Here is a 13280-nt window from a genome sequence, read left to right on the forward strand (position 1 = left end):
GTGACCGCCGTCACAGGGAGCGGAATAGTCGCCGGGGCCCCCAGGGACGGGGGAGGGACAAGGACAGAGCCGAGGAGACCCCCGTGCCAGTGGCCGCCGCCAAGCGGGACCGTACGAAATATCTGTATCTCGCCGTGATCGCGGCGGTGGGCCTCGGCATCCTGGTCGGCCTCGTCGCCCCGGATGCCGCCGTCGAGCTCAAGCCGATCGGAACCGGCTTCGTCAACCTCATCAAGATGATGATCTCGCCGATCATCTTCTGCACGATCGTGCTGGGCGTCGGCTCCGTACGCAAGGCCGCCAAGGTCGGCGCCGTCGGCGGTCTGGCCCTCGGCTACTTCCTGGTGATGTCGACCGTCGCCCTGGCCATCGGCCTGGTCGTCGGGAACATCCTGGAGCCCGGGTCCAGCCTCCACCTCACCGAGGCGGCCCGCGCCGCGGGCGAGAAGCAGGCTTCGGGTGCCAGCGAGTCCACCGCGGACTTCCTGCTCGGCATCATCCCCACCACCATGGTGTCGGCCTTCACCGAGGGCGAGGTCCTGCAGACCCTGCTCATCGCCCTGCTCGCGGGCTTCGCGCTCCAGGCGCTGGGCTCGGCCGGCGAGCCGGTGCTGCGCGGCATCGGCCACATCCAGCGGCTCGTCTTCCGCATCCTCGCCATGATCATGTGGATGGCCCCGGTCGGCGCGTTCGGCGCGATGGCGGCCGTGGTCGGCGAGACCGGTGTGGACGCCCTGAAGTCCCTCGCGGTCATCATGATCGGCTTCTACATCACCTGCGCGCTCTTCGTGTTCCTGATCCTGGGCACGATCCTGCGCCTGGTGGCCGGGGTCAACATCTTCGCGCTGCTGAAGTACCTGGGCCGCGAGTTCCTGCTCATCCTCTCGACCTCCTCGTCCGAGTCGGCCCTGCCGCGGCTGATCGCGAAGATGGAGCATATGGGCGTCAGCAAGCCCGTCGTCGGCATCACCGTGCCGACCGGCTACTCCTTCAACCTCGACGGCACGGCCATCTACCTCACGATGGCCTCGCTCTTCATCGCCAACGCGACGGGTGACCCGCTGAGCATCGGCGAGCAGATCTCGCTGCTGGTCTTCATGGTGATCGCCTCCAAGGGCGCGGCGGGCGTCACCGGCGCGGGCCTCGCCACCCTCGCCGGCGGCCTCCAGTCGCACCGCCCCGAGCTGGTGGACGGCGTCGGCCTGATCGTCGGCATCGACCGCTTCATGAGCGAGGCCCGCGCCCTGACGAACTTCGCGGGCAACGCGGTGGCCACGGTGCTCGTCGGCACCTGGACCAAGGAGATCGACAAGGAGCGGGTGGAGCAGGTCCTGTCCGGATCCCTCCCGTTCGACGAGTCGATGCTCGCGGACGAGGGCCCCGCCGAGCCGTACGTCCCCGGCGCCAGGGACGGCGGCGAGGAGCAGCCCTCGCTCACGAAGGTGTAACGCGGCGCCGATGCGCCGATGCGCCGATGCGGCCGGTACGGGGCTCCCGTACCGGCCGCATCCGTCTGCCCGGGCGGGCCCGCGCCTCAGCCGTACGGGATGTGGACGACGGACTGGTGATGGTCGGAGTGGACGTTTCTGCCTCTCGATGTACTGCGTGACGCACTCACTCCTGAGAGTGAAGAGGCGCGGTTCCCAGTCGCGTTGATGTTTGCCGACGGTACGTTCGTTCGTAGGGCCAGGTGAAGGGGGTGGGCTCGTGATCCGTGCATACAAGTTTCTCTTGCGGCCTACCGTGGGCCAGGCAATTGCGCTCGGTGAGATGCTGCGTGATCATTGCTCGCTCTACAACGGTGCGTTGCAGGAACGCCGTGACGCCTACCGGCACCCGTCGAGGGTGAGTATCAAGTACGGGATGCAGCCCGGGCAGCTCAAGGACATCCGAGCTTTCGACCCCGAGGGGCAGGGTCGCTGGTCGTTCAGCTCCCAGCAGGCAACGTTGCGAAGGCTGGACAAGGCGTTTGCGGCGTTCTTCCGCCGGGTCAAGGCAGGGGACAAGCCCGGCTACCCCCGCTTTCGCGGGGTGACCTGGTTCGACACGGTGGACTTCCCCCGGGACGGGGACGGCTGCCGCTGGGACTCCACCCCGCACGACCAGGTCACCCGAGTCCGCTTCCAGGGCGTCGGGCACATCAAGGTCAACCAACACCGCCCAGTGGTCGGCACGGTCAGGACCGTCAGTGTGAAGCGCGAGGGCCGCAAATGGTTCGTCGTACTCACCACGGAACAGTCCCTGCCCGAACCACTTCCCCCAACCGGCTCCGACATCGGCATCGACCTCGGCATCGCCTCGTTTCTCACCGACTCCAACGGCACCCACATCCCCAACCCCCGCCACGCCCGCAAGGCCGCCTGCAAGCTGGAGGCCGCGCAGCGGGCACTGTCCCGGTTCCCCCGCTGCAGGGCCAAGAACCGCACCCGCAACCATCAGCGGGCGGTGGAGAAGGTGGGCGCCCTGCATGGCAAGGTGCGGCGTCGGCGACTTGACCACGCGCACAAGACCGCGCTCACGCTGGTCCGTGAGCATGACTTCATCGCGCACGAAGACCTCAAGATCCGCAACATGAGCAAGGCCCCCGCACCGAAGCCCGATCCCGATAGGCCGGGCGTGTTCCTGTCCAACGGGGCTGCGGCCAAGGCCGGGCTGAACCGTTCGATCGCTGATGCCGGTTGGGGGGTGTTCCTGACGATCCTGAACGCGAAGGCTGAGAGTGCCGGGCGGGAAGTGATGGCCGTGGACCCCCGCAACACCTCCCGCACGTGTCCCGCATGCGGGCACACTTCGAAGGAGAACCGGCTCACGCAGGAGAAGTTCCACTGCGTCGACTGCGGCCACCAGGCCCATGCCGACGAGGTCGGGGCACTCAACGTTCTACGGGCCGGGCTGGTCCGTCGCGACGCCACCACGGCGCAGCGAGAAGCTCCGCCCCTCGGGGCGGGGAGGAGTCACGATGTCGAATTCGCCGATGCCCATGCCCGGTCAGTTCCAGTAGTTACCCTCTCAGGCGGCCGTCAATGATTTCGGACGGTTTGCGTCTCGAATGGTCCCTGCCTTGCCTCGGTTCTGCTTGCCTTGACGCCGACGTCAAGGATTACCGTCAGGGCATGCGAATCGGGGAGCTGGCCGAACGCGCCGGGACGACGACACGGACGCTGCGGTACTACGAATCACGGGGCCTGCTGCCGGCACGCCGCGCGGAGAACGGCTACCGCACGTACGACGAGGGCGACCTGCGGCTGATCCAGCAGATCCGGACCCTTCAGGACTTCGGGTTCGACCTGGAGGAGACCCGCCCCTTCGTCGACTGCCTGCGCGCCGGCCATCCGGCGGGCGACTCCTGCCCGGCCTCGCTGGCCGTCTACCGGCGCAAGCTCGGCGAGCTGGACGCCCTCATCGGCCAGCTGCAGGCCGTGCGCACGGAGGTGGGCGCCCAGCTGGCCCGCGCCGAACTCGAGGCCTCCGCCGGTGTGCCCGGCGGTCCCGAACCACGTTGTGAACTGAACTGGGAGGACGACGAATGATCCACGCAGAAGGTGTCGCCGAAGTCACCGACACGACGTTCGACGCGGAGGTCCTGGCAGCCGGAGTGCCGGTCCTGGTCGAATTCACCGCCGATTGGTGCGGCCCCTGCCGCCAGCTGGCCCCGGTGCTCAGCGCGATCGCCCAGGAGGAGGCCGGCCGGCTCAAGGTGGTGCAGATCGACGTGGACCACAACCCGGAGATCACCGGCCGCTACACGGTGCTGTCGATGCCCACCCTGATGGTCTTCCAGGACGGCGAACCCGTGAAGTCGATGGTGGGCGCCCGCCCCAAGCGCCGGCTGCTCCAGGAGCTGGAGGACGTGCTCCCGGCGGCGGTCTGAGAGCGTCCGCGGTCTAGGAGAGTTCCTTCCGCATCAGCACGCACACCGTCTCGTACCGGCGCAACGACCCGTCGGGGCCCTGTTCGTCCCACGCGTCCGGCTGCCGGTCGTACGCGGTGTAACCCAGCCGTTCGTACAGCGCACGTGCCCGCGGGTTGCTCTCCTCCACGGCCAGTCCGGCGTGGCGCAGCCCGCGGTCCCTGATCCGCTGCTCCGCGGCCCGGACCAGGAACGCGCCGATCCCGCACGACTGCAGCGCGGGGTGGACCGCCAGCTGCCACAGGATGCCGGTGCCCTCCCTGGCCCGGTAGTCGACGCCACCCTTCGCCACGGGGATGTCCGTCGGCGGGCAGACCGCGAGGTAGTCGACGTCACCGGTCCGCGCCCGTTCCAACTGCCGGGCGACGTTGGCCAGATGGTGCGCGGACCCCGACCATCCGCACGACGCCAGGTCCGCGTGCACCAGATCGCGGGCCGACAGCCTCAGCACGACATCGGTCATCTTCCCCACCTCCGGCGAGCCAGCATCTACGCCGGTCGCCCGGAGCGCAAAGCCGTTTCACCGCCGGGACCGGCGGGGCGAACCCCGCCCCCGCCGGTCCCGGTCCGACGCCGTCCGCTCAGGCCGGCCGCAGCCAGACCGTCGCCAGCGGCGGGAGGGTCAGCGTGATGCTGGTGTCCCTGCCGTGCGCCGCCACCGCCTCGGGCTTCAGCGGTTCCTCGTTGCGTACGTCGCTGCCGCCGTAGCGCAGCTCGTCCGTGTTCAGGACCTCCACCCATGCCTCGGGCCCATCCGGCACCCCGATGCGGTAGTCGTGCCGCACCACCGGGGAGAAGTGGGAGACGGCGATCAGCGGTGAGCCCTGCGCGTCGTACCGTACGAACGAGAAGGCGTTGTCCTCCGCGGCGCCGCCGTCGATCCAGCTGAAGCCCTCCGGGACCGTGTCCCGCTGCCAGAGCGCGGGCGTCGCCCCGTACACCGCGTTCAGATCGCTCACCAGGTCCCGCACGCCCCGGTGGTCGCTCTCCGCCGAGTACGACGGGTCGAGCAGCCACCAGTCCGGGCCGTGCCCCTCCGACCACTCGGCGCCCTGGGCGAACTCCTGCCCCATGAAGAGCAGTTGCTTGCCGGGGTGGGCCCACATGAAGCCGAGATAGGCGCGGTGGTTGGCGCGCTGCTGCCACCAGTCGCCGGGCATCTTGCTGACCAGCGCCTGCTTGCCGTGCACGACCTCGTCGTGCGAGATCGGCAGGACGTAGTTCTCGCTGTACGCGTACACCATCGAGAAGGTCATCTCGTTGTGGTGGTACTTGCGGTGCACCGGCTCCTTCGACACGTACTCCAGCGAGTCGTGCATCCAGCCCATGTTCCACTTCAGCCCGAAGCCGAGACCGCCGAAGCCGCCGGGGCCCACATGATGCGTGGCACGGGTGACGCCGTCCCAGGCCGTGGACTCCTCCGCGATGGTGACGACACCGCGGTTTCGCCGGTAGACGGTGGCGTTCATCTCCTGGAGGAAGGCCACGGCGTCCGGATTGTCCCGGCCGCCGAATTCGTTCGGCGACCACTGACCGTCCTCGCGCGAGTAGTCGAGGTAGAGCATCGAGGCGACCGCGTCGACCCGCAGCCCGTCGATGTGGAACTCCTCGCACCAATAAGTCGCGTTGGCGACCAGGAAGTTGCGCACCTCGGTCCGGCCGTAGTCGAATTCGAGGGTGCCCCAGTCCGGGTGCGCGGCCCGCCGCGGGTCCGCGTGCTCGTACAGCGGGCGGCCGTCGAACTCGGCGAGTGCCCAGTCGTCCCGCGGGAAGTGCGCCGGCACCCAGTCGACGATGACGCCGATCCCCGCGCGGTGCAGCGCGTCGACGAGGAAGCGGAAGTCGTCGGGGGAGCCCAGGCGGGACGTCGGAGCGTAGAAACCCGTGACCTGGTAGCCCCAGGAGCCGCCGAAGGGGTGCTCGGAGACCGGCATCATCTCCACATGGGTGAACCCCAGGTCGCTCACGTACGCGGGGAGCTGCTCGGCGAGCTGGCGATAGGTCAGCCCCGGCCGCCAGGACGGCAGGTGCACCTCGTAGACGGAGAAGGGTGCCTCGTGCACGGGGACGTCCCCGCGGCGCGTCATCCACTCCTCGTCCTGCCAGACGTGGTGCGAGGCCGTCACGACCGATGCGGTGGACGGCGGGACCTCGGCATGGCGGGCCATCGGGTCGGCGCGCATCGTGTGCGAGCCGTCGGGGCGGCAGATGTCGAACTTGTACAGCGCGCCCTCCCCGATCGCCGGCAGGAACAGCTCCCACACGCCGGAGGAGCCGAGCGAACGCATCGGGAACCCGGTGCCGTCCCAGTAGTTGAAGTCCCCGCTGACCCGCACGCCGCGCGCGTTGGGCGCCCACACGGTGAACCGGGTGCCGGTGACGCCCTGGTGCTCCATCGTCCGGGCGCCGAGCGCAGTCCACAGTTCCTCGTGCCGGCCCTCGCTGATCAGATGCAGATCGAGTTCGCCGAGGGCGGGCAGGAAGCGGTACGGATCGTGGATCTCGGTCTCGTTGTCGTCGTAGGCCACCAGGAGCCGGTACTCGGGGACCGCGGGCATCGGCAGGAGCCCGGAGAAGAACCCGTCGCCGTCGTCGAGCAGCTGGGCCCGCAGCCCCTTGGCGAGCACCGTGACCGAGCGGGCGAACGGACGCAGTGTCCGGAAGACGACCCCGCCGCGGACCTGGTGCGCGCCGAGCAGGTCGTGCGGGGCGTGGTGCTCGCCCGCCAGGAGGCGCCCCCGGTCCGCGTCGTCGAGCGGGGCGGCGGGGCGGACCCCCTGCCCGCCGGCGCTGCGCGGACGTGGCGGGGCCGCCGCTTTCCTGGCCCGCTTGGCCGGGGGAGCCACGGCTGCGGGTGGTGCGTCCGCCGCGGCCGGTGCGAGGGTTCCGGTGGCCGGGCCGGCGGCTTCCGTATGGTCGGCGGGGGACGCGGAGAGGGTGGCGTCGGTGGTGGTCGGAGCGGGCTCGGACCTGTTGCGGGACGGCTTGCGGGCGGTCACAGGGACAGCCTCCTCGGAGGGTGTGGGTGGGTGGGGCCGGGTGGGACGGGCCGGAGCGGGGCGGGTGGGGCGCGGGCCGCGGCTACGGGAGGGCCGGGCCGGATCGGTCGGCGTCGGCCGCCAGACGGTGGATCGCGGCCATGGGGACCGGCAGCCAGTCGGGCCGGTGCCGGGCCTCGTACAGCACCTCGTAGACCGCCTTGTCGGTCTCGTGGGCGCGGAGCAGTTCCGGCTCGCCGCGGGGGTCGATGCCCGCGGCCTGCGCGTAGCCGTCGCAGTAGGCGGTCCGGCAGCGCGCCGCCCATGCGGCGTTCCAGGGCCGGTGCGAGCGGGCCGCGTAGTCGAAGGAGCGGAGCATTCCGGCGATGTCGCGAACCGGTGACTGCGGGCTGCGGCGCTCCGGGAGCGGGCGGGCCGGTTCGCCCTCGAAGTCGATCAGTGACCAGAAACCGTCGGTGTCGCGCAGCGTCTGGCCGAGGTGGAGGTCGCCGTGCACGCGCTGGGCGGCCCAGCCGAGACCCCGCCGGCCCATGACCGTCACGGCGTCGAAGGCCGCGCGCAGTCCGGGGACGTACGGCACCAGCTCTGGCACCGCGTGAGCGGCCGCCTCCAGCCGCCGCACCATGGCGGCGGCCAGCTCCTCGGTCTGCGAGCGGTGCAGGGGCGGCGTGGGCAGTGCGGCGGCGAGCGCGGTGTGCACCTCGGCGGTGGCCCGGCCCAGCGCATGGGCCTCCTGGGTGAAGTCGTGCCCGGCCGCCAGCGCGCGCAGGGCGAGCTGCCAGCCGTCCTGGGCGCCGCGCAGGAACGGCTGGAGAACGCCGAGCGTGAGGTGTTCCGGCGAGGCGGCCTCGAACCACGCGACCGGCGCGGGCACGCGCCCGCACCCCTCGCGGGAGAGCGCGAGCGGCAGCTCCAGATCGGGGTTGGTCCCCGGGAACACCCGGCGGAAGATCTTCAGGATGTAGGAGTCGCCGTACACGAGCGAGGAGTTGGACTGCTCGGTGTCCAGCACCCGGGGGGTGAGGTGGGCGGCGACCGGCTCCGAACCCCGGCCGAAGCGCAGACCGCCGAGACGGCCCGGCGTGCGCAGCCGCTCCAGCAGCAGCGCGGCGAGGCGGGGGTCGTGCAGGCCGTCGTAGACGGTGCGGCCGGCCAGCGGCCCGTCCGCCACATGACCGATGAGGGCGGGCGCCAGGTGCGGGGGCAGGGTGGGGCGTACGCCGAGCAGCAGCTGGTAGCAGTCCGGCGGCGGCTGGTCCGCCATCGTGGGCTGATGGGCCCTCACCAGGAGGTGCAGGAGCCCCGGGCCGGTATCGGCCGCGCCGGAGTCCACGGGCAGTATCTCGGTCGCCGACACGAGCGAGAAGGCGGCGATGGGCCTCCCCTTGCCCGCGAACCACCGCTGCCGGGGCAGCCATTCATGTAGCAGCGGTCCGAGAGACGGGAGCAGGGCTGTGCTGTTCGCCAGGGTGACCTGAGCGGATGCAGTCTCCGACATGGCATCGCGTCCTTTCCCCGGGCACACCACAGGATGCGAAGAGTGTCCCGGATTGCGGCTTTAGCTGTCCGGCTGTGCGGGACGTGTCGGGTCAGGATGGTCCGTACGGACTCGACTCGGGTGATCGAAACGCCAGGAAGATCCAAGAAGGGCACGGAAGCACTCGATATGAGGGGAAGGGTGCCCCGTGCGGGGCGGTGGAAACCGCCCCGCCGGCAGTGCCGCCAGGGCCTCTCGTCCGGATCATGCCGGGCTCGGGAGGTCCGGCACGCACTCCCCCGAGGTCTCGGCTTCGCTCGACCCGGGGGGACCCCCTCCCGCGTTGTCGTCGGTCGCCAGGTTCCCCGAGCTCTCGGCTGCGCTCGAGCAGGGGAGGCGCCGATCGCCATGACTCCCTCCTCCGCCTTGCAGCTGCACGCACCGGACCCCGCTCCCTGATCCGGCCTGATACAAACGAAAGGCCCTAAGGGCTGTCCCGCAATTCCTGGCGGGCGCGCGACGACAGCTACGGCACCTCGCCGCGTTGTCGAAACGCCCGAATACATCCAGTATGCGGGCGCCTCTCCGCCTTGCGATGCACCGCATCTGACGCCGCGCGCTGATCCACCAGGAATTGCGGGACAGCCCTTAGCCGTCCCCGCATCAGCTCGGGGGCGCGTCCTTGCGCAGCCGGAACCAGTAGAAGCCGTGTCCCGCGAGAGTCAGCAGGTAGGGCCACTGACCGATGGCGGGGAAGCGCACCCCGCCGATCAGTTCCACGGGATGACGCCCGTTGAAGGACCTCAGATCGAGTTCCGTCGGCTGTGCGAACCGCGAGAAGTTGTGCACGCACAGCACGAGATCGTCCCCGTGCTCACGGGTGAAGGCGAGCACGGCGGGGTTGGAGGACGGCAGCTCGTTGTACGAGCCGAGGCCGAACGCCGGGTTCTGTTTGCGGATCTCGATCATCCGCCGCGTCCAGTGCAGCAGCGACGACGGCGAGGCCATCGACGCCTCGACGTTGGTGACCTGGTAGCCGTAGACCGGATCCATGATCGTGGGGAGGTACAGCCGTCCCGGATCGCTGGAGGAGAAGCCGGCGTTGCGGTCGGGCGTCCACTGCATGGGGGTGCGTACGGCGTCCCGGTCGCCCAGCCAGATGTTGTCGCCCATCCCGATCTCGTCCCCGTAGTAGAGGATCGGAGAGCCGGGCAGCGACAGCAGCAGGGCGGTGAACAGCTCGATCTGGTTGCGGTCGTTGTCCAGCAGCGGCGCCAGCCGGCGGCGGATGCCGATGTTGGCCCGCATCCGCGGGTCCTTGGCGTACTCCGCGTACATGTAGTCGCGTTCTTCGTCCGTGACCATCTCGAGCGTCAGCTCGTCGTGGTTGCGCAGGAAGATGCCCCACTGGCAGCCCGACGGGATCGCCGGTGTCTTGGCCAGGATTTCCGAGACCGGGTAGCGGCTCTCGCGCCGTACGGCCATGAAGATCCGTGGCATCACCGGGAAGTGGAACGCCATGTGGCACTCGTCGCCGCCGGACTGGTAGTCGCCGAAGTAGTCGACGACGTCCTCGGGCCACTGGTTGGCCTCGGCGAGCAACACGGTGTCGGGGTAGTTGGCGTCGATCTCCTTGCGGACCCGCTTGAGGAAGCCGTGGGTCTCCGGGAGGTTCTCGCAGTTGGTGCCCTCGCGCTGGTAGAGGTAGGGCACGGCGTCGACGCGGAAGCCGTCGATGCCGAGGTCCAGCCAGAAGCGCAGCGCGGAGATGATCTCCTCCTGCACCGCCGGGTTCTCGTAGTTGAGATCGGGCTGGTGCGAGAAGAACCGGTGCCAGTAGTACTGCTTGCGCACCGGGTCGAAGGTCCAGTTGGACGTCTCCGTGTCGACGAAGATGATCCGGGCGTCCTGGAACTGCTTGTCGTCGTCGGCCCAGACGTAGTAGTCGCCGTAGGGCCCGTCGGGGTCGGTACGGGACTGCTGGAACCAGTCGTGCTGGTCGCTGGTGTGATTCATGACGAAGTCGATGATCACGCGCATGCCGCGCTGGTGCGCGGCGTCGACGAACTCGACGAAGTCGGCGAGGTCCCCGAATTCGGGCAGCACGGCGGTGTAGTCGGACACGTCGTAGCCGCCGTCGCGCAGCGGCGACTTGAAGAACGGCGGCAGCCAGAGGCAGTCGACGCCCAGCCACTGCAGGTAGTCCAGCTTGGCGGTGATCCCCTTCAGATCTCCGATGCCGTCGCCGTTGGAGTCCTGGAAGGACCGGACGAGGACCTCGTAGAAGACGGCACGCTTGAACCAGTCGGGATCGCGGTCCTTTGCCGGGGTGTCCTCGAACGTGTCGTGGACGGGCTCATTGACGATCATGGTGTGGGTGACCCTCCGGTCGGCGGGGACGGTCGCAGGACCGCGATGTGCGCGGGCGTGACGCCCGGCTCAAGACGCACATAGAAGGTCCTGCCCCAGTGATAGGAATGGCCGGTGAGCTCGTCGCGCACCGGCACGCTCTCGTGCCGGTCGAGGCCGAGTTGCGGCATGTCCAACGAGACGGTCGCCTCCTGGGTGTGGTGCGGGTCGAGGTTGACGACCGTCAGAACGATGTTCGAACCGGAGCGCTTGCTGTACACGATCAGGGCGTCGTTGTCGGACGAGTGGAAGTGCACGTCACGCAGCTGCTGCAGCGCCGGGTGACGGCGCCTGATCCGGTTGAGCGTGGTGATGAGCGGGGCCAGCGACCGGCCCTCGCGCTCGGCGGCTTCCCAGTCCCTGGGCCGGATCTCGTACTTCTCCGAGTCGAGGTACTCCTCACTGCCGTTGCTGACCGGGGTGTTCTCGCACAGCTCGAACCCCGCGTACACCCCCCAGGACGGGGAGAGGGTCGCCGCGAGCACCGCCCGTGCCTCGAAGGCCGGCCTGCCGCCCTCCTGGAGATAACCCGGAAGGATGTCGGGGGTGTTCACGAAGAAATTGGGCCTCATGACGGAGGCCGATTCACCGGCCAGCTCGGTCACGTACTCCGTGATTTCCTGCCGGGTGTTGCGCCAGGTGAAGTAGGTGTACGACTGCTGGAATCCGACCGTCGCGAGGGCGCGCATCATCGCGGGGCGGGTGAATGCCTCGGCCAGGAAGATCACGTCGGGGTCGGTGCCGTTGATGTCGGCGATCACCTTTTCCCAGAAGATCACCGGCTTGGTGTGCGGATTGTCGACCCGGAAGATGCGTACACCGCGGTCCATCCAGAAACGCAGGATGCGTACGGTCTCCGTGACCAGGCCCCGGAGATCCTTGTCGAAGGCGATCGGGTAGATGTCCTGGTATTTCTTCGGAGGATTCTCCGCATAGGCGATGGTGCCGTCCACCCGGTGGTGGAACCACTCGGGGTGCTTCTCCACCCAGGGATGGTCGGGCGAGCACTGGAGGGCGAAGTCCAGCGCGATCTCCATGCGCAGGTTGCGGGCCGTCTCGACGAAATGGCCGAAGTCCTCCAGCGTGCCGAGATCCGGATGGACCGCGTCATGACCGCCCTCGGGGGAACCGATCGCCCACGGCACGCCCACGTCGTGCGGGGAGGGGGAGAGCGAGTTGTTGCGGCCCTTGCGGTGGGTGGTGCCGATGGGGTGGATGGGCGGGAGGTAGACCACGTCGAACCCCATGGCGGCGACCGCGGGCAGCCGTTCGGCCGCCGTGCGGAACGTGCCGCTGATGATCCGGGGCGGCTGCGGGGCCTCGGCGGCCTTGGCCGTACGGCCCTTGCGGGGTGCCTTCGCCGGTTCGGTCCTGGCCCCCTCGGAGCGGGGGAACAGCTCGTACCAGGAGCCGAAGAGCGCGCGCCGGCGCTCGACGACGAGCGGTTGCGGGCGGGACGCGGTGACCAGTTCACGCAAGGGGTGACGGGCCAGCGCGGCGTCCGCCTCCGGGGTGAGCGCCCCGGCCAGCCGGGCGGCGGCCGGCCGGGACTCGTCGCGCAGGGCGTCGACCGCGGCCAGCACCGCCTCGCGCCCGTCGCGCTTGGGCACGCCCCCGGCGGCCCGCTCGTACAGCTCGGCACCCTCCGCCAGGACGAGGGCGGTGTCGATCCCCGCCGGGATCTTGATCTGCGCCGCGTGGAGCCAGGTGGCGACCGGGTCGCTCCAGGCCTCGACCTTGTACGTCCAGCGGCCCTCGGCGTCCGGAGTCACGTCGGCGCCCCAGCGGTCGGTGCCCGGGGCGAGTTCGCGCATCGGCGTCCAGGGGCCGGGGCGGCCGCTCGGGCCGCGCAGGACGACGTTGGCCGCGACCGCGTCATGGCCCTCGCGGAAGACGGTCGCGGAGACCTGGAAGGTTTCACCGGCGACGGCCTTGGCGGGCCTTCTGCCGCAGTCGACGAGCGGACGGACGTCGAGGACGGGAATGCGACCGATCATGAAATCACCTGGGGACTGGAGCTCGGACTCGGCAGGGCGCGAAGGGGGCGGGGAGGGCGGAACGCGCGCGCCGCGATGGTGGGGTTCGGTCCTTTCTAGCTGCTCGGTCGGTGACTGATGGGGTGTGGGCATGGCCGCTCCTGTCCGCGTTCACTCGAATGGCACTCGAATGGAGGAGGTGGACGGTCGGGTGCACGGGTGTGGACCGAATGCGTACATCGTCCGCAGCGATTGCATACGAACCGGGAGCGGATCGCCGGTGGACAGGGGATGAATCGTGCGCGGGGCGGTTACGGATCGCCTTCAGCTCTCATCCGAATGCATTCGTTCCGGTACCGGAGAAGCCTTCCCACGGATCTCGGTGGGCCAATCCGGTGGTGTGTTAACTACTCGGGCGTATCTGTGACGTTCCGAATGCGCCGGGCTCCGCCGCGCGTGCGCGGGATTGCGCGGAGCCGGCGCACGCGGGGCGGTACGGGCGCCACACG

Annotated in this window: 9 protein-coding genes; 4 read left to right on the forward strand and 5 right to left on the reverse strand. The window is 69.6% G+C overall.

Features of this window, described 5'->3' with window-relative positions; all coding sequences use genetic code 11:
- Positions 1-83 precede the first annotated feature (83 nt).
- From ABTX18_RS09845 to trxA, 4 genes are all read left to right on the forward strand, one after another.
- Positions 84-1448, forward strand: coding sequence for a cation:dicarboxylate symporter family transporter (locus ABTX18_RS09845; RefSeq protein WP_352122212.1), 1365 nt, complete (start codon positions 84-86; stop codon positions 1446-1448).
- 259 nt (positions 1449-1707) lie between these two features.
- A complete protein-coding gene (locus tag ABTX18_RS09850; RefSeq protein WP_352122213.1) occupies positions 1708-3027 on the forward strand; it encodes an RNA-guided endonuclease InsQ/TnpB family protein in 1320 nt (439 codons plus the stop codon).
- An 86-nt stretch (positions 3028-3113) separates the two neighbouring features.
- Complete coding sequence (locus ABTX18_RS09855) at positions 3114-3530, forward strand: MerR family transcriptional regulator (protein WP_352122214.1); 417 nt, start codon at positions 3114-3116, stop codon at positions 3528-3530.
- Positions 3527-3871: a thioredoxin gene (gene trxA, locus ABTX18_RS09860; RefSeq protein WP_352122215.1), complete on the forward strand. Its 345-nt coding sequence runs from the start codon at positions 3527-3529 to the stop codon at positions 3869-3871. Before ABTX18_RS09855 ends, trxA begins: the two co-directional genes overlap by 4 nt.
- 13 nt (positions 3872-3884) lie before the next feature.
- On the opposite strand, the gene ABTX18_RS09865 is transcribed toward trxA, so the two are convergent.
- The 5 genes from ABTX18_RS09865 to ABTX18_RS09885 all read right to left on the reverse strand — a co-directional run bounded on the left by ABTX18_RS09865 (position 3885) and on the right by ABTX18_RS09885 (position 12792).
- On the reverse strand, positions 3885-4373 hold the full coding sequence (locus ABTX18_RS09865) for a GNAT family N-acetyltransferase (protein WP_352122216.1): 489 nt from the start codon (positions 4371-4373) through the stop codon (positions 3885-3887).
- 118 nt (positions 4374-4491) lie between these two features.
- A complete protein-coding gene (gene glgB, locus ABTX18_RS09870; protein WP_352122217.1) occupies positions 4492-6909 on the reverse strand; it encodes a 1,4-alpha-glucan branching enzyme in 2418 nt (805 codons plus the stop codon).
- Between the two features lie 82 nt (positions 6910-6991).
- Entirely contained in the window at positions 6992-8407 is a 1416-nt protein-coding gene (locus tag ABTX18_RS09875; protein ID WP_352122218.1) for a maltokinase N-terminal cap-like domain-containing protein, read from the reverse strand.
- A gap of 642 nt (positions 8408-9049) precedes the next feature.
- Positions 9050-10756, reverse strand: coding sequence for a maltose alpha-D-glucosyltransferase (gene treS, locus ABTX18_RS09880; protein WP_352122219.1), 1707 nt, complete (start codon positions 10754-10756; stop codon positions 9050-9052).
- Positions 10753-12792 (reverse strand): alpha-1,4-glucan--maltose-1-phosphate maltosyltransferase, encoded by a 2040-nt coding sequence (locus ABTX18_RS09885; RefSeq protein WP_352122220.1) that lies wholly within the window; start codon positions 12790-12792, stop codon positions 10753-10755. Before ABTX18_RS09885 ends, treS begins: the two co-directional genes overlap by 4 nt.
- Between the last annotated feature and the right edge of the window lie 488 nt (positions 12793-13280).

It is taken from the genome of Streptomyces sp. NPDC096323 (assembly GCF_040302845.1).
Classification (GTDB): domain Bacteria; phylum Actinomycetota; class Actinomycetes; order Streptomycetales; family Streptomycetaceae; genus Streptomyces.